Below are 15,837 nucleotides of genomic sequence, written 5' to 3'. Positions count from 1 at the left end.
AGTTGCCCCCGTGGGAGCGGGCCTGCCCGCGAATGGGCGCGCATGGATGCGGTGCCCGGGTTCAGGCATCCGGGGGAACCTTGGTGGGGGGCACCTCCGTCCGCGGGACGCCGTGAATACGTCCATGTAGGCTTGGCAGCCGCATCCATGCGGCTGACACCCGCTCCCGGAGGTGCCCCCCACCAAGGTTCGGTTGCCCCGTGGGCTTCGAGAGTCCATTCGCGGGCAGGCCCGCTCCCACGGAATCCATGTCGGAGCAAGGGGAGAAAAGAGGACTGTTCCTCTTCAGGGTTCGAGGGGGGCTTCGTCCAGGAGGGTGCCGTGCTGGTCTCTGATCTGGAGGGATTCCATGGGGTGATGTTCCATGGCCAGGAGCAGGCAGGGGCTGCTCAGGGCCTGGGCCACGATGGCGTCCGCGGGAGGCTCGCGGTTGAGGACCTGCAGGCGCCCGACGCCGTTGACCATGCGGACCGAGGTGTCGGCCAGTTCCAGGCTGTAGCCCAGGGTGGGCTTGAGGCCCTGGTGGATCAGTATGGCCGACTCACGCTGAAAATCCGGCGGCTCAGTCTCCGTGATACGCAGGCCTGTATGATCCAGGACCTGTTGCAAGGCAGCAGGATCCCGGAGGATCTGGAGGCGAGGCTCGGGCTGGTCATGGTCGCAATGGGCCCCCGAGGCGAGCATGCGCACCGGCGTCGTCTGGGATGAGGCGCTTTCTGTGAATGCACCGGGACAGCCGGTCAGCGCGGGCAGGATGACCAGGCAGGCGGCGAGCAGCAGGATCTGGCGGATACGGGTCATGTTGCCCCTCGTCGATGGTGGCTTTGGTTGCGGTCTCCTTAGTACGATTCAGTATAAATCCTCACTGAAGCGCCGCCCATGAGACTGATCCGACGACTCTACCGCATCCTGCTCCTCCTGCTCCACGTGCCGCTCGGCGTGCTGATCACCCTGGCCCTGGGGCGGCCTGACGAGGCGGGCCTGCCCCGGCCCCGATTTCGCCGCGCCATCCTGCTCTGGTATCGGGCTTTCTGCCGGATCATGGGTTTGCGTATCCATGTGCAGGGCGAGCCGTCTGCGCAGACGGTGCTGTCGGTCTCCAATCATGTGTCCTGGCTGGATATTCCTGTGCTGGGGGCGCATGTGCCCGCCGGGTTTCTCTCCAAGTCCGAGGTGCGGCAGTGGCCGGTGATCGGCTGGCTGGCGCAGCGTAACGGTACGGTGTTCATTCGCCGTGGGGAGCATGGGGCCGCCAATGAGGTGACGGACAAGATGACCGACCACCTGAAGGCGGGCGGGAGCGTGCATGTCTTTCCAGAGGGCACCACGACGGTGGGCGAGTCGGTGCGCCGGTTCCACTATCGCCTGTTCTCCGCTGCACAGCGCTCGCAGTGCCCGGTGCAGCCGGTGGGACTGTATTACCGCCCCCTGCCTGACGGCAGCGACTCGCCCATGCCCTTTGTCAACAATGACAAGCTGGTGCCTCACACCTGGCGCGTGCTGGGGGAGAAAAGACTGGAAGTGGATCTGGTATTCAAGCCGTTGATCCCGGTGGAGGGCGCGGATCGGCGAACGCTGGCGCGCACGGCGGAGCAGGCGGTGGCGGAGGTGGTCATGGCCGGTCAGCAGGCAGCCGGACGGCTGTCCCCGTCGGGGGACAGTGGCAACGGCGCCGACCGGTGATCCGGGGGATCATCCCGGCGGCTGGTGTGTGGGGCAGCGCAGCTGGCTGACTTCCGGCTCCGGGGTATCCAGGCGTGCCAGGGTCATCTTGCCGCCCCAGATGCAGCCCGTGTCCAGTGAGAGCACGTTGTGCTCGAAACGGTAACCCAGGGTGGACCAGTGGCCCACCACCAGACGATGGTCGCGGGTAAGACGACCCTCCACGGCGTGCCAGGGGACCAGGTGCGCAGGTTGTTTGCCCGGGGCGCCCTTGTAGTCCATGTCCAGGCGCCCATCCCGGGTGCAATAGCGCATCCGGGTGAAGCTGTTGGTGATGAATCTGAGTCGTGACCAGCCGGTGAGGGCGGGATCCCAGCGATCCGGCTGGTCGCCGTACATGCGCTGCAGCAGTCGGGTGTGCTCGGGGCCACGCAAAACCTGGTGGAGCTCATCGGCGCAGGCCAGGGCCGTCTCCAGATCCCATTGGGGTGGCAGGCCGGCATGCACCATGGTCCAGCCCAATGAGGCGTCGTGATGGAGGACCGGCCGGTGGCGCAGCCATTCCATCAGTTCCTCGCGATCCGGGCTGTCCAGAATGGACTGGACGGTGTCCTTGCGACGGGGCTTGTGCAGGCCGGCATGGATGGCCAGGAGGTGCAGGTCATGGTTTCCCAGAACGCTGACGGCTGCATCGCCCAGGTTCCGCACGAAACGCAGGCATGCGAGGGACTCGGGTCCCCGATTGACCAGGTCACCCACCAGCCAGAGCCGGTCCTGGGCCGGGTCGAAGTCAACCCGGTCCAGGAGGCGTTTCAGGGGGTCAAGACAGCCCTGCAGGTCGCCGACGGCATACAGCGCCATTACGCGGCCGGATTGTCCTGGGTCGCGGCGGGCTCAGGTGCCGTTTCGGGAGTGGTTTCCCCTGTGGCGGGTTTTTCCAGGGTGATATGCCGGAACCAGCCGCGCATCATGGCCGGGCTATCTTCCAGAACCTTGAGTTCCTTGCGCTTTTTCATCAGGGACTCGAAGACCACGTCGGTGCGGGAGGCCACCGGCCCGGATACCAGGCCCAGCAGGCGGCGGAAGGGGGCGCTCTCGCCAGGCTTGAGGAACTTGTCCATGATCAGGATGCGGCCGCCAGGCTTGAGCACCCGGGAGGCTTCGGCCAGGGCCAGATGGGGCTTGGAAACCACGGCCAGGATGGTGTGCAGGATCACCACATCGAAACTTTCATCTTCGTAGGGCAGGTCCATGGCGTTGCCCTGGCGCATGTTGATGGAGAGATTCAGGTTGGCGGCGCGTTCCTCGGCCTTTTTCAGCATCGCGGGGGTCAGGTCAAGGCCATGGTAATCGGCTCCCTGGGGTAGGTGCGGCAGGTCCAGGCCCGTGCCAAGGCCGACAATCAGGATGGTTTGACCCTCCACGTTGCCTAGTCTTTCCAGACTGCGCCGCCGGACGTTGAGAGTGGGTTTTTCGACAACACGATCGTAGATGGGGGCCCAGATGGTGTATGGAATGCGCATGTGGATTGCCTGTGGTTGGGGTTTGACCTTGCCGATTGTAGTCCTGGTGAATCTCCCTGTCTAAAGTAGGGTCAAGGGTCAGTGCAATACGCGAGGGACCGACAGGGTGAAGGAGGGAATGGGGGCATCGAACTCCACACCATCGTCTCCAACCATCCGGTAACTGCCCTGCATGGTGCCCACCGGCGTCTCGATCATGGCGCCACTGGTATATTTGAAGCCCTGGCCCGGCTGCAGATGGGGTTGTTCACCCACCACGCCCTCTCCGCGCACCTCCTGCACCTTGCCGTTGGAGTCGTGGATGATCCAGTGGCGGCTGATCAGCTTGGCGGGTTGTTGGCCCTGGTTGTGGATGGTCACCGTGTAGGCGAAGACAAACCGTCCGTGCATGGGGTCGGACTGGGATTCCACATAGGTGCTCTTTACATCGACCCGGATCGGGTGTTCGCTGCTTGCCGGCATGGTACGGGGAAGCCTCCAGCCTGGATTGGGGATGTCCCAAGGTATCACAAAAAAAGCCGCCACCCGCATGTGCGGGGGCGGCCATCGGTCCAGCCGGGGAGGGTGTCCGTCAGACCATTTCGTTCACGGTGCTCTGAGCGCCCTGGGCCTGGGTGCTGGCCACATCGAAAGCTCTTTGCAGATCTTCCTGCTGTTGTCGTGAGGCCATCTGTTCAGCATCGGGTCGGCCGGCCGCGTTGTCCGGGCCCCGTTGGCCGCCCTGAGTCTCACTGGGCTGAGCCTGAGGTGCTTCGTTGGCAGCCCCCTGGCTCAGGCCGGCCTGATCCGCCCCGAAACCTTCAGGTGTCGGGGTGCCTTCGCGAGGAGCCGCCTCCAGGCGGGCCTGGGCTGCGAGTTCGGCATCACTGCGCTCAACCACGGCCTGATCATTGGTGGCTTCCGGAGGATTCTGTGTCGTGTTCTGCCCCGGGTTGGCGTTCCCCTGTTCGGTTTGCCGGGCGTCCGAGACCGGGCGCGTGGTTTCCATCTCCACAGCGGTGCCCCCGCCTTCCAGGCGGTCGGTCGGCGTCGGCATCACCGCGTTGGTGGTGGCGGGCATCACCGGGTTGAATGCGGGCATGTTGACGTTCATGGTATCCACCTCTTGCCTAGACCTTCATATCAATCAGTGTGCCAAGCATCTGGTTCTCCGTTTGCAGGACCTTGGCGGAGGCCTCCACCTGATTGGCGTTAAGGCGCTGCTCCACCAGAGGCTGTGCCACGCCCCGAGTGCCCTGGCCGCTGAGATTGTCGGCGCTGGCGATCTCGGCTGCATTGCTGCGCAACCCCTGCATGCCGGACTGAATTCCCGACAGTGCGTAACCGGATGTGATTGAGACGGTCATGGCCTCCTCGTAAAAATGTGCATTGATGCTGTTACATCCGTGCTTACTACCAAGTATAGAAGATACACAGCGTCCATGCAGCCCGTCCGGCGGTCAAGCGCCACCGTTGGGTTGGCCGTTGCCGGAACGATATCCTCCTGACGTGGCAAGCCAAAGGCATCTGCCCAACTCTGACCGGGTTGTGGGCCGCTGCGTTCCCTGGTTGGGGGTGATAATCTAGCCTGCCGTGTTTTTCTCCTTGACCATCGGTTAACCCCTCATGCTTAGAAAGATCCTGATTTTCCTGGCCCTGGCCATCCCCTTTTTCGGCCTGTCCATGCTGTTGACGGGGCCGCCGCCCCAGCCCAGCGAGGATGAGTTGCCGTGGAACGTGGAAGTGCTGGATGGGGGCAATTCGAGTGTGTTCGGCGTGACCCTGGAACACACGCCGCTGAATGAATTGCGCGATCGCCTGAGACTCTTCCCCAGTCTGGGGCTGTTCGTCTCCCCCAATGGCGACCGGCGTCTGGAGGCCTATTTCGGTTCGGTGAAGCTGGGCCCCTTCGAAACCAATCTGCTGGCGCGCCTGATGGCGGATGAGGACACCCTGGACGCCATGGTCGCGCGCTCGGTGAACGACAAGCCCATGCCCAGTGGCGCGCGTCGACTGGAGCTTTCGGAACAGGACACCCGTCGGGCCCTGGAGTTGCCGGTGGCCGAACTCTCCTATGTGCCGCGCGCCCGCTATGACGAACAGACCGTGCTGGAACGCTTTGGCCGGGAGCCGCAGAAGCTGCTCATGGACGATGGGCGCCAGTATTACCTTTATCCGGATACCGGGGTGGCAATCCTGTTGACGGCGCGTGGACGGGATACCCTGCATTTCATTTCTCCCCGGAATTTCGATGATTTGCGTGCCCGCATCGAGGAGGGCGAGTCCCTTCAAAGGCCGCTGCCGTGAGCAAGGCGATGATTGCGCCGACGGATGGGTACCGATTCTGGGAGGAGTTGAGCCTGGAGGCGATGGACTCGCAGCAATGGGAAGCCCTGTGTGACGGCTGTGGTCGCTGCTGCCTGCACAAGCTCCAGGACGAGGATACCGACGAAATCTACTACACGGATGTGGCCTGCCGCCTTCTGGATGCGCATTCGTGCCGCTGTGGGGATTATGCCCACCGGGCCCGGCAGGTGCCCGACTGTGTCTCGCTCACTGCCGGGGAGGTGCAGCAGATCCCCTGGTTACCGCACACCTGCGCCTACCGGCTGCTGGCGGAAGGCAAGCCCCTGCCCCAGTGGCACCCGTTGATCACCGGAGATCCTGACAGCGTGCATGCTGCCGGGATCTCCGTGCGGGGGCGCATCGTGGATGAGGAGGTCATGACCGGGGACTGGGAGGATCACATCGTCGAGTGGCCCGCCTGAACCGCGGGTCATGACGATGGGGTCGAGACATGGCCCCTAGAGGTGGCTGAAACGCTCGGGCCCGTAGCCGTCCTTGCCGGCCAGATAGCGGCTCAGCCGCTCGGGGAAATCGGCGGGCACCGAACCGGTAACGGCATCCAGGGCCAGCAACTGCTCTGCCCAGGCCTTGATGCGTGGGAACTCGTCCTCCTCGAACAGGGGCTCTCGGGCGTTAATCAAGCGGTAACGCATCAGCAGCGGGGCGAAGGCGGCATCCACCAGGGAGAAGTCGGCGCCATTGAACCAGGGGCCGTCCCCCAACTGCCCCTCAAGGCGGCGCAGTCCGGCCAGGGCAGAGGCCAGGTGGTCTTCCATGTCCTGTTCGGTCTCGGCCATCATGATCCGGTACTGGTCGATGATGGCGCCCGAGCCGAACTCGATCCAGGCTCGATTGAAGGCCAGCGTGAGCGGGTCGGTGGGTTTGAGGCTGGGCGGGGTGATGTCGTCCACGTACTCATTGATCACGGCCGATTCGAACAGATGGGTGTTGCCGTCCACCTCCAGTATCGGCACCTTGCCCGTGGGTGAAATCTCCAGGAACCAGGCGGGTGGGCTCTCCAGGTCGATGTATTCGATCTCGTAGGGGGCTTGCTTGTACCGCAGGGTGATGATGCTGCGTTGCACGAAGGGGCACAGGTCGAAGCTGATGAGTTTCAAGGGCATGGGCAACACGGGGTTTGGGTGTGGCACCACAGTCTAGCAGCCGCAAAGGTGAATCCATGAACGAACCCGCAACTTCAGTGCGCCTGGATAAATGGCTCTGGGCCGCACGTTTCTTCAAGACGCGTTCCCTGGCCGCCGAGGCGGTCAGTGGCGGGCGCGTGCATGTGAATGGCGATCGCGTGAAACCCTCCCGCAGCGTGCGTGTGGGGGATCGCCTGCGCATCAACCGCTCGGGGGAGACCTGGCTCGTGGACGTGCTGGGGCTCAATGACAAGCGTCGCCCGGCCGCCGAGGCACAACAGTTGTATCAAGAAACCCCGGAAGGGCGGGCCACACGGGAGCAGGAGGCCGAGGCCCGGCGTCTGGCACGTCTGGCCACGCCCCACACCGACCACCGCCCGGACCGCCGGGATCGCCGCCATATACGCCGTTTCATCGGCAAGGACTGAGATCATCATGCCCAGACCCGTCACACCGCTGATTGCCGCCGATCTGATCATTCGTCGCGAGGATGGTGGCGCGCGCATCCTGCTGATCGAGCGTCGTCATCCACCCCATGGCTGGGCCTTGCCCGGAGGCTTTGTGGATGTGGGGGAAACCGTGGAGCAGGCAGCCGTCCGCGAGGCCCTGGAGGAAACAGGCCTTGAGGTGAGTCTGGAGGGGTTGCTGGGGCTGTATTCGGATCCCGGGCGGGATCCCAGGGGGCATACCGTCAGTGCCGTCTACCTGGCCAGTGCCCGGGGTGAGCCCGAGGCGGCCGACGACGCGGCGGCGGTCAGGTGGGTGGATCCAGCGGCACCAGGGGTGCCGCTGGCCTTCGATCATGCTCGCATACTGGCCGATTATCTGGCTCAGCGAACACCTTGAGTGGCAGCGCGGGTGTTGCCCGTGCTGCCACTCAGCAGGCTTTGCCTGCTTACTTCTCGGTGCGCTCGTCCACCCACTTGCCGATGGCCGGGGGCACCATCTTCTGGGCCTTGCCACTCACGTAGATGCCGATGTGGCCACCGGGGAAGGACAGCTCGGTGTAGTCCTTGGAGCCCACCTTCTTGCCCAGGGCCTTGGAGGCGTCGGGCGGCACCAGGTGATCCTGCTCGGCGAAGATGTTGAGCACGGGCATGGTCACGTTGGCCAGATCCACCTCGTGATCGCCAATGTGCAGCCCGCCGTTCATCAGCTTGTTCTGCTGGTAGAAATCCTTGATGAACTGGCGGTAGGTCTCACCGGCCTGGTCGGGACTGTCGAAGATCCACTTCTCCATGCGCAGGAAGTTGTCCAGCTTGTCCTTGTCCTGCAGCACTTCAACCATGTCCAGGTACTTCTGCCCCATCAACTGGTAGGGCTTGAGGTTGAGGAAGGTCCAGTTGAGCAGTTCACCCGGGATGTTGCCCATGGTGTCCACCAGGGTGTCGATGTCCACATGCTTCACCCAGTGGGAGAGAATGTTGCCCGGGGTGTGGAAGTCCACCGGAGTGACCATGGTGATCAGGTTCTGCACCTTCTCGGGGTTCATGGCGCTGTAGCACAGGCTGAAGGTGCCACCCTGGCAGATGCCCAGCAGGTTCACCTTGTCGACGCCATGGCGCCAGCGGATCTCGTCCACGCAGCGATCCACATAGCCGTTTAGATAGTCGTCCATGGTCAGGAACCGGTCGGCCCGGTCCGGGTAGCCCCAGTCGATGAGGTATACATCCATGCCGGCATCCAGCAGGCCCTGCACCGTGGAGCGGTTCTCCTGCAGGTCGGTCATGTAGGGGCGGTTCACCAGGGCGTAGACGATCAGCACCGGTACCGGGTTCTGTACCTTCGACGTGGAGGGCTGGAAACGGTACAGGGTCAGCTTGTCTTCGCGATAGATGGCCTCCTTGGGCGTGACACCACTGGGGATGTCGTCGGCCTCGGCCAGGTTCTGCAGACCGGTGGTGAGTTTCTTCTGGAACGTGGAAATCTCATCCAGCACCTGATCGGGGCGGATCTGAATCGGGATCATGTCCTGTCTCTCCTTTACTTCTTGGGCTCGTCGGCCTTCTTGGTGGTGCTCGCACTCGGTGTCTTGGCGGTAGAGGATGCGCTGGTGTTGCTGGCGCTGGAGCTGCCCGCGCTGGAGCTACCGGTGCTGGTGCTGTCCGCCTTGGCCGAGGACTGGGTGCTGGCGGCCTTTTCCTGTGTACCGGCGCTGCTGGATTTGGCGGCGCTGGACCGGGTTGATGAGGACTTGCGGCTGGAACTGGCCTTGGCCTTTTCCTTTTTCTCTTCGTGCTGCATCTCGCGCAGGGCCGCCTTGATCTGATGCATCTCGCGACGGCTTTCCTGCAGACGACGGTGCAGGGTGTTCACCTCACGGCGGGTGGGCATGTTCAGGCTTTCGGTGACCTCATCCATGAGGCGGGTGCCCTGGCGCTTCACGGCCATGAGGCTGTTCACCATGTCGCCATACACCTTGGCGTATTCCTCGGACATGACGAACTCGCCATAGACCTCTTCACTCACATCCACCCATTCGTCGTACAGGGCGCGCATGGAGGTGATGGGGGTGTCCTGGCGGCCAGCGTCGTCAAGGCGAGCGCGGAACCGGTCCACCGAATCCAGGCCCACCTTGGCGAAGGCCTGCTGGTATTGTTGCATGGCCTGCTGGTACTCCATCATCAGCTTGGCAAGGTCCTGATACTGTTCCTGGGACTCGCGGGTGTAACCCACACCCGGCACGGAGAGGAAACGGTCCATCTGTTCCTGCACGACATCGCCGTAGGGCGGACGTGCCGCAGGGCGCAAAGCCTGCATGAAGTCGCCCGGCATGGGCATGAAGCTGGAACCGGCGCGGCTCCAGGTGTCCATGGGCATCTGCCAGAAGGGGTTGATGTCCTTGCCCGGTGCTTGCCCCAGGCCCATGTTCTTGAAGGCGCTGGTCATCTGGTCCAGCCACTGGGTGACGGCCTGGGTGGCATCTGTCTGGCCGTTGGCGCCCTTGTAAAAGTTCTCCGCCATGGCGAAGTAGTTGCGGCTCATCTGCATCATCTGATCCATCATCTGATTATTGCCGCCGGGCATGCCCTGGGAGGCAATCTGCCACCATTGATCCAGCCCCTGTGGCCAATTGGGCTGGTTGCTCTGGCCGCCCATGGCCTTGCGGCTCATGTCCAGCCAGGCGTCCCAGTACTTGCGCTGAGCATCCAGCCATTCATCGGGAGCAAAAGGGTTCGAATCAGCCATTCAGTGTTCTCCTGTGGATCCTGTCATCGCCGGGAAAGGCCCCGGCGGGTCGGGTTTGCGAGTGTATGAAGCCATTGGTCAGTCGCCAAGCATAACGGCAAAAGCCAGGAACCCAACGCTTACCCGGCTTGGTCAGTCAAGATTAGCATACTGGTTGTGCACTGCAACAATTCCACTTGCGCCGATCGTGGGTTCATTGGTCACGCGCGTCCCGGTTCTGGTATAAACAGCCTGTTGTGCACGACAACATTGTAGATGTTCGCTCGCGCGGTGTGTGTCGTGTTGCGAATTTTTCGATAACGATTCCAGAGCAGGAGGATTTATGGCTGATTCCACGGTCATCGTCGGTGCCGCCCGCACCCCCGTTGGTACGTTTAATGGTTCCCTGGCGAAGATTCCCGCTTCCACTTTGGGGGCGCTGGTCATCAAGGGGTTGCTGGAACGGTCGGGCATGTCCCCTGAGCAGGTGGATGAGCTCATCCTGGGGCAGGTGCTGCAGGCCGGCGTGGGCCAGAACGCTGCCCGTCAGGCAGCAGTGGAGGCGGGCATCCCGTATACGTCCCCGGCCATGACCATCAATAAGGTGTGCGGTAGCGGCCTGAAGTCGGTGCAACTGGCCTGGCAGGCCATTCGCTGCGGCGATGCCGGCGTCGTCATCGCTGGAGGTCAGGAGAACATGAGCGCGTCGCCGCACGTGCTGCCGAACTCCCGTCAGGGCACCAAGATGGGCGACTGGAAGATGGTGGATACCATGATCCGCGATGGCCTGTGGTGTGCCTTCAATGACTATCACATGGGCACCACCGCCGAGAACGTGGCCACCGAGTTCAAGATCAGCCGCGAGGAGCAGGACGCCTTTGCCGCTCAGTCGCAACAGCGGGCCGAGGCGGCCCAGAAGGCCGGTCATTTCAAGGATGAGATCATTCCTGTGGAGGTGCCCGGTCGCAAGCGGGGTGAAACCGTGACTTTCGATACCGACGAGTTCCCCCGGCATGGCACCACCGCCGAAGGTCTGGGCAAGCTGCGCCCCGCCTTCAGTCGCGATGGTACCGTGACCGCCGGCAATGCCTCCGGCATCAACGACGGCGCCGCCGCCGTGATCGTCATGTCTGAATCCAAGGCCCGTGAATGGGGGTTGACCCCGCTGGCACGCATCGTGTCCTTCTCCTCGGCGGGTGTGGACCCGGCCATCATGGGCACCGGCCCCATCCCGGCAGCCACCCAGTGCCTGGAAAAGGCCGGCTGGAAGCCTGCAGATCTGGACATGGTGGAAGCCAATGAGGCCTTTGCAGCTCAGGCCATTGCCGTCAACAAGACCATGGGGTGGGACCTGTCCAAGGTGAACGTCAGTGGTGGCGCCATCGCCATTGGCCACCCCATCGGTGCCTCCGGTGCTCGTGTGCTGGTCACCCTGCTGCATGGCATGAAGCGCACCGGCGCCCGGAAGGGTCTGGCAACCCTGTGCATTGGCGGTGGTCAGGGCGTGGCGCTGGCGGTGGAGAGCGTCTGATTCCAGGCCTTCTGGCAAACTCGATTGAAGGGCGGCGTGGCCGCCACGACGGGCGGTGCTTGCGGGTGCCGCCCGTCAACGTCTTTTTGCAAAACCAATCTGTAGATGGGAGAGGCCGGTGAACGAGCCGCGAATAGTCAAGAAGTACCCCAACCGGCGCCTGTACGACACGGAAGAGAGCCGTTATGTCACCCTGGCCGATGTGCAGCAACTGGTGCGGCGTGGGGTCGAGGTGAAGGTGATCGATAGCCAGTCGGGCAACGATATCACCCGGGGCATTCTGATCCAGATCATTACGGAGCAGGAGACCGGGGGGGAACCCCTTTTCACAACGGAGATGCTGGTCCGCTTCATACGCTTTTACGACGAGGCCGTGCACGGCGCCTTCTCCAACTACCTGGATCACAGCCTGAAGTTCTTTGCCGATCAGCAGCGGGAATTCAATGAGCGGATGCGCGACGTCCTGGGTGGACGGGCCGCCTGGGACATGGCCGAAATGACGCGCCGCAACCTGGAGTTCTGGAAGGACATGCAGGGGCAGTTCTTCAGCGCGAGGGTCTTCAAGGACGAGGATCAAGGCTCTGGCAAGTCGGCCAAGGACGGCGGCAAGGACGGCGGCAAGGATGGCGGCAAGGATGGCGGCAAGGATGCGTCGGCTGAGGACAAGAGTGGGAAGCCCCCGGGTTCGAATAACAGGAATTAGTCCGCAAATCGGGAGTTCAGGCCGGCTGTTGGGCTTGACGGGAAGGGGGAGTGAGGTTATATGTTGCACTGCAGTAATGCCGCGGTGCAGCAAAAGCAGCCCGCGCCCCTTTCAGCAAACAGGAGGCTTGACCCATGAATGAAATGTTCGAAACCTTCAACAAGGCCAACCAGTCCATGTTCGACACCCTGCGCAAGGTGAACGACATCAACCAGAAGGCCCTGGAAAAGCTGCTGTCCCAGCAACTGGACTTGACCACGGCCATGGTCGATGTGAGCATGAAGAACGTTGAGCTGGTCTCCAAGGCCAAGGGCTATCAGGAACTCCTGAGTGGCCAGGCCGATCTGGCCCGCGATTGCAGCCAGACCCTGATGACCAGCTACAAGAATGGCCACGATGTCCTCAATGAGGCTCGTGAATCCATGACCAAGCTGATGGACGAGTCCGTGAAGTCCGCTGAAGAGACCGTCAAGCAGGCCACGAGCATCAAGAAGGCTGCCTGAGCACGGTGACCGTCAGCCTTGATGGCCATAACCCCAAAGCCTAGGAGCCTGAAATCGTGAGCAAACGAGTAGCATTAGTGACCGGCGGTACCGGTGGTATCGGTGGCGAAATCTGCAAGAAGCTGGCCCAGCAGGGCCATAAGGTAGTGGCCAACTACCTGCCTGCCCTGAAGGACGAGGCAGAGGCCTGGCAGAAGCAGATGAAGGATGAAGGGTTCGAGATGGATATCGCCTCTGGCGACGTGTCCTCTTTCGAATCCTGCGCCGAGATGGTCAAGGACGTGGAGTCCCGCGTCGGTCCCATCGATATCCTGGTGAATTGTGCCGGTATCACTCGGGACAAGACCCTGCGCAAGATGGAAGAGAAGCAGTGGACGGACGTCATCAACATCAACCTGAACAGCGTGTTCAACACGACGCGTCAGGTGGTGGAAGGCATGACCTCCCGCGGCTTCGGTCGCATCGTCAATATCTCTTCCGTCAATGGTCAGAAGGGTCAGTTCGGTCAGGCCAACTACTCGGCCGCGAAGGCAGGCATGCACGGCTTTACCATGGCTGTCGCTCAGGAGACTGCCGCCAAGGGTGTGACCGTGAATACCGTGTCCCCCGGCTACACCGCCACGGCCATGACGGATGCCATGCCTGAAGATGTGCGCAATGCCATCATCGCGCAGGTGCCGGCAGGTCGCATGGGCAGCACCAAGGACATCGCCTTTGCGGTGGCCATGCTGTGTGATGAGGACGCCGGCTACATCACCGGTGCCAACCTCCCGGTGAATGGCGGCTTGTTCACGTCCTTCTGAGCCGTGGTTGTTCGGTCGACGCTGATCCGCGTTGGCCAGTCTGTTCGGCAACGGGCCCCTGATGGGGCCCGTTGTCCGTTGCCTCCCCCGCCTTCTCTCTGTGCATCCAAAGGACCTGCTCCCGTTGGGACCCTGGGCGGCACTGACCAATTTTCCCCTTCCTGCGCCTCTTTACCTGAAAAACTTTGTTCAAAAAAGTGAAAGTCGTCTGATAAAAAGGTTTTGGTCGCAATTGATTTGAGGATCATTATTCTCATTCATGGGGCCTTAGTGTTATTCTCCGGCCTGTCTTGGGGTATTTGACTGCTCACCCACGTGGCAGCCGAAGAGTCAGGCCATGGTGCTGCGGTTCCGGTCGGGATCTGCCCGGGGCGGTGTATTCGGCTGCCCAAAGTGGACCCCAGACGGTTGATTCCAAGAACAACGGGGGCACCATGCCGTTTGCCAAATCGCGTCTGAAGGCGCCAAGCTTCAAGACCGTCATGGCCGCGCTGGCCGTCGGCCTCATCATCACAGCGATTTATCCCAAGATTCTCTCCGGGTTCGGTGTGGACGAATCGGACATGTCCGAGCGCATGGTCCAGTCCCTGGCGCTGCCCGTGGAAGGGGCGGGCGCCAGTGCTCACGCCCAGGTGGCCGTGGCCCGTTCGGCCCGGGATCAGACAGCCCTGCACAGACCCTCCGGTTCTCTGGATAATCCCGCACGTGCGCAGCAGACGGCCATGATTCAGCAGGATGACATCCATACAGACCTGGGTGCGCCGGAGAACCCGACTTCGTACGAATCCTTCGAACTGGAGGCGGCGGAAGGTGAACGACCGGCATGGAACGAATACACGGTGCGGCGCGGGGATCGTCTCTCCGCGCTCTGGACGAATGACTGGGATCTACCCCGGGCCACCTTGTACCGCCTGCTCAACGACAAGGACAACGCACGGGTGCTCAACCGGGTGCGTGACGGTCAGCGTGTGGAGTGGCAGACGGATGAGGAGGGCTATCTCACCCGCCTGCGCATCTGGACATCCCGTACTGAGGGCACCGAGTGGCAGCGGCAGGAAGATGGCTGGGACTTCACCCGAAGCACGGTTGAAAACCAGGGCGAAATCAGTCACCTGGTGATTACTGCCCGTGTGGATGGCAGTATCTCCGCCGCGCTGGCGCAGCGCCAGGAACTGTCCGGGCGGGCCGCTGGCGCGCTGGCCGTATTGCTGGATCGACACCTGCCGGTGCGCGCCCGTGCTCGCACGGGCGACACCTTCACTCTGCTGGTTGAACAGGAAACGCTCCCGGGTGAGGATGAGCCCCATCAGCTGCGTCTGCTGGCTTTTGATTACAACGGGGAGCAGTTGAACACCACGGCGGCTCGGCATACCAATGGTCGCTTTTACACCCCGGATGGCGAGGGCCTGTTGCCACCGTTCGACCGTCGTCCCTTTGCGGGCCATTATCGTATCAGCTCACCCTTTGACACCCGCCGCCGGCATCCCGTGACCGGTCGCGTGGCGCCCCACCATGGTACCGACTTCGCCATGCCCATCGGCACGCCCATCCTGGCACCGGCGGACGGTCGAGTGACCCGTGTGGACAGTCATCCCCTGGCCGGGCGTTTCCTGGTCATTGAACACGGGCAGGGGTACACCACTCGCTACCTGCACCTGAGCCGCCCCCTGGTGCGACCGGGGCAGACGGTGGAGCGAGGCGATCGCATTGCCCTCTCCGGCAACACGGGCCGCAGCACCGGGCCGCATCTCCATTACGAGTTGCATGTGAACGGGCGCCCGGTGGACGCCATGCGTGCCGAGTTGCCAGAAAGTGATTCACTGGCTGGAGAGGAGCTCAGGCGCTTCAAGGAAATCAGCAGTGCGCTGCTGGCCGAGGTGAAGCAATCCGGCGAAACTCGCAGAGTGGCCATGTCCCCCTTCTCCGATATGGCCATGTAGAGGGCCTGCGATCCGTTACGGCTCAATTGAGATGGCGTGTGAAGGCTTGACACTCCTGCGGACGCGCCCCTATGTTCCTCGTCAGGACGAACGCGGGGATCAAAAGTTCTTCTACCCGCAGAGTCCGGATGTTTCATTCAAACCAGATCGGAGGGATACAGGATGAGTGAACGTGACGAGTGGGTTCAGAAGATGCAGGCCAAGCTGGATGAATGGCAGGCCGAAATCGACAAGCTGTCTGCCAAGGCGGAGCAGGCCGAAGCAGATGCCAAAATGAAGTACAAAGAGCAGATAGAAGAACTCAAGAAGCAGCAGGAAGAGGGCAAGCAAAAGCTTCGTGAGATGCAGGACGCCAGCGAGGATGCCTGGGATCGCATGCGGGAGGGCATGGAGTCGGCCTGGGATAGCATGAGCCAGGCGTTCAAGGACGCCATGAAGCGCTTCAACAAGTAGGGGATCCCTCACCACCCTCACCCCAACCCCTCTCCCGCTGGCGGGAGAGGGGCTCTCATCCCCTGTATTCAGGTACCGATT

Annotated in this window: 20 protein-coding genes; 11 read left to right on the top strand and 9 right to left on the bottom strand. The window is 62.4% G+C overall.

Annotation, left to right across the window (positions count from 1 at the left end):
• Positions 1-285 precede the first annotated feature (285 nt).
• Positions 286-801, bottom strand: coding sequence for a protease complex subunit PrcB family protein (locus LPW30_RS14295; protein ID WP_238624112.1), 516 nt, complete (start codon positions 799-801; stop codon positions 286-288).
• A 78-nt stretch (positions 802-879) separates the two neighbouring features.
• Between LPW30_RS14295 and LPW30_RS14290 the strand changes: the two genes are divergently transcribed.
• The gene (locus LPW30_RS14290; RefSeq protein ID WP_239681175.1) at positions 880-1,683 is read left to right on the top strand and encodes a lysophospholipid acyltransferase family protein; all 804 of its coding nucleotides are present in this window, start codon (positions 880-882) and stop codon (positions 1,681-1,683) included.
• Between the two features lie 9 nt (positions 1,684-1,692).
• Here the strand turns inward: LPW30_RS14290 and LPW30_RS14285 are convergent, their stop codons facing one another.
• The 5 genes from LPW30_RS14285 to LPW30_RS14265 all read right to left on the bottom strand — a co-directional run bounded on the left by LPW30_RS14285 (position 1,693) and on the right by LPW30_RS14265 (position 4,531).
• Positions 1,693-2,523 carry a symmetrical bis(5'-nucleosyl)-tetraphosphatase gene (locus LPW30_RS14285; protein ID WP_239681174.1) on the bottom strand — a complete coding sequence of 277 codons (831 nt, stop codon included), beginning with the start codon at positions 2,521-2,523 and terminating at the stop codon, positions 1,693-1,695.
• Positions 2,523-3,185, bottom strand: coding sequence for a class I SAM-dependent methyltransferase (locus LPW30_RS14280; RefSeq protein WP_084306913.1), 663 nt, complete (start codon positions 3,183-3,185; stop codon positions 2,523-2,525). Before LPW30_RS14280 ends, LPW30_RS14285 begins: the two co-directional genes overlap by 1 nt.
• Positions 3,186-3,263: 78 nt before the next feature.
• Positions 3,264-3,647, bottom strand: coding sequence for a Co2+/Mg2+ efflux protein ApaG (gene apaG / locus LPW30_RS14275; RefSeq protein WP_025282535.1), 384 nt, complete (start codon positions 3,645-3,647; stop codon positions 3,264-3,266).
• Between the two features lie 109 nt (positions 3,648-3,756).
• On the bottom strand, positions 3,757-4,278 hold the full coding sequence (locus tag LPW30_RS14270) for a hypothetical protein (RefSeq protein WP_239681173.1): 522 nt from the start codon (positions 4,276-4,278) through the stop codon (positions 3,757-3,759).
• 16 nt (positions 4,279-4,294) lie between these two features.
• The gene (locus LPW30_RS14265; RefSeq protein ID WP_025282533.1) at positions 4,295-4,531 is read right to left on the bottom strand and encodes a hypothetical protein; all 237 of its coding nucleotides are present in this window, start codon (positions 4,529-4,531) and stop codon (positions 4,295-4,297) included.
• A 259-nt stretch (positions 4,532-4,790) separates the two neighbouring features.
• Between LPW30_RS14265 and LPW30_RS14260 the strand changes: the two genes are divergently transcribed.
• The gene (locus tag LPW30_RS14260) at positions 4,791-5,471 is read left to right on the top strand and encodes a hypothetical protein (protein ID WP_239681172.1); all 681 of its coding nucleotides are present in this window, start codon (positions 4,791-4,793) and stop codon (positions 5,469-5,471) included.
• 8 nt (positions 5,472-5,479) lie between these two features.
• On the top strand, positions 5,480-5,932 hold the full coding sequence (locus tag LPW30_RS14255; protein ID WP_239681171.1) for a YcgN family cysteine cluster protein: 453 nt from the start codon (positions 5,480-5,482) through the stop codon (positions 5,930-5,932).
• A gap of 36 nt (positions 5,933-5,968) precedes the next feature.
• Here the strand turns inward: LPW30_RS14255 and LPW30_RS14250 are convergent, their stop codons facing one another.
• Complete coding sequence (locus tag LPW30_RS14250; protein ID WP_239681193.1) at positions 5,969-6,640, bottom strand: glutathione S-transferase family protein; 672 nt, start codon at positions 6,638-6,640, stop codon at positions 5,969-5,971.
• A 50-nt stretch (positions 6,641-6,690) separates the two neighbouring features.
• Between LPW30_RS14250 and LPW30_RS14245 the strand changes: the two genes are divergently transcribed.
• Positions 6,691-7,083, top strand: coding sequence for an RNA-binding S4 domain-containing protein (locus tag LPW30_RS14245; RefSeq protein WP_239681170.1), 393 nt, complete (start codon positions 6,691-6,693; stop codon positions 7,081-7,083).
• Between the two features lie 7 nt (positions 7,084-7,090).
• Entirely contained in the window at positions 7,091-7,501 is a 411-nt protein-coding gene (locus tag LPW30_RS14240) for an NUDIX domain-containing protein (RefSeq protein WP_239681169.1), read from the top strand.
• Between the two features lie 49 nt (positions 7,502-7,550).
• Here the strand turns inward: LPW30_RS14240 and LPW30_RS14235 are convergent, their stop codons facing one another.
• Together LPW30_RS14235 and phaE are read right to left on the bottom strand one after the other, a co-directional pair.
• Positions 7,551-8,624 carry a class III poly(R)-hydroxyalkanoic acid synthase subunit PhaC gene (locus LPW30_RS14235; RefSeq protein WP_025282527.1) on the bottom strand — a complete coding sequence of 358 codons (1,074 nt, stop codon included), beginning with the start codon at positions 8,622-8,624 and terminating at the stop codon, positions 7,551-7,553.
• 14 nt (positions 8,625-8,638) lie between these two features.
• Positions 8,639-9,844: a class III poly(R)-hydroxyalkanoic acid synthase subunit PhaE gene (gene phaE / locus LPW30_RS14230; RefSeq protein WP_025282526.1), complete on the bottom strand. Its 1,206-nt coding sequence runs from the start codon at positions 9,842-9,844 to the stop codon at positions 8,639-8,641.
• A gap of 322 nt (positions 9,845-10,166) precedes the next feature.
• On the opposite strand from phaE, the gene LPW30_RS14225 reads away from it, so the two are divergent.
• The 6 genes from LPW30_RS14225 to LPW30_RS14200 all read left to right on the top strand — a co-directional run bounded on the left by LPW30_RS14225 (position 10,167) and on the right by LPW30_RS14200 (position 15,756).
• Positions 10,167-11,354: an acetyl-CoA C-acetyltransferase gene (locus LPW30_RS14225; RefSeq protein WP_025282525.1), complete on the top strand. Its 1,188-nt coding sequence runs from the start codon at positions 10,167-10,169 to the stop codon at positions 11,352-11,354.
• Positions 11,355-11,472: 118 nt separating this feature from the next.
• Positions 11,473-12,057, top strand: coding sequence for a polyhydroxyalkanoate synthesis repressor PhaR (gene phaR / locus LPW30_RS14220; RefSeq protein WP_239681168.1), 585 nt, complete (start codon positions 11,473-11,475; stop codon positions 12,055-12,057).
• Positions 12,058-12,191: 134 nt separating this feature from the next.
• The gene (locus LPW30_RS14215) at positions 12,192-12,560 is read left to right on the top strand and encodes a phasin family protein (protein ID WP_025282523.1); all 369 of its coding nucleotides are present in this window, start codon (positions 12,192-12,194) and stop codon (positions 12,558-12,560) included.
• Between the two features lie 56 nt (positions 12,561-12,616).
• On the top strand, positions 12,617-13,363 hold the full coding sequence (gene phbB / locus LPW30_RS14210) for an acetoacetyl-CoA reductase (RefSeq protein WP_025282522.1): 747 nt from the start codon (positions 12,617-12,619) through the stop codon (positions 13,361-13,363).
• A 434-nt stretch (positions 13,364-13,797) separates the two neighbouring features.
• The gene (locus LPW30_RS14205) at positions 13,798-15,303 is read left to right on the top strand and encodes a peptidoglycan DD-metalloendopeptidase family protein (protein WP_420796941.1); all 1,506 of its coding nucleotides are present in this window, start codon (positions 13,798-13,800) and stop codon (positions 15,301-15,303) included.
• Positions 15,304-15,465: 162 nt separating this feature from the next.
• On the top strand, positions 15,466-15,756 hold the full coding sequence (locus tag LPW30_RS14200) for a sll1863 family stress response protein (RefSeq protein ID WP_025282520.1): 291 nt from the start codon (positions 15,466-15,468) through the stop codon (positions 15,754-15,756).
• The last annotated feature ends 81 nt before the right edge of the window (positions 15,757-15,837 follow it).

It is taken from the genome of Ectothiorhodospira variabilis, assembly GCF_022227625.1.
GTDB lineage: Bacteria > Pseudomonadota > Gammaproteobacteria > Ectothiorhodospirales > Ectothiorhodospiraceae > Ectothiorhodospira > Ectothiorhodospira haloalkaliphila.
Note: the sequence above shows the minus strand (reverse complement) of the source record. Positions and strands in the feature narration are given on the sequence as shown.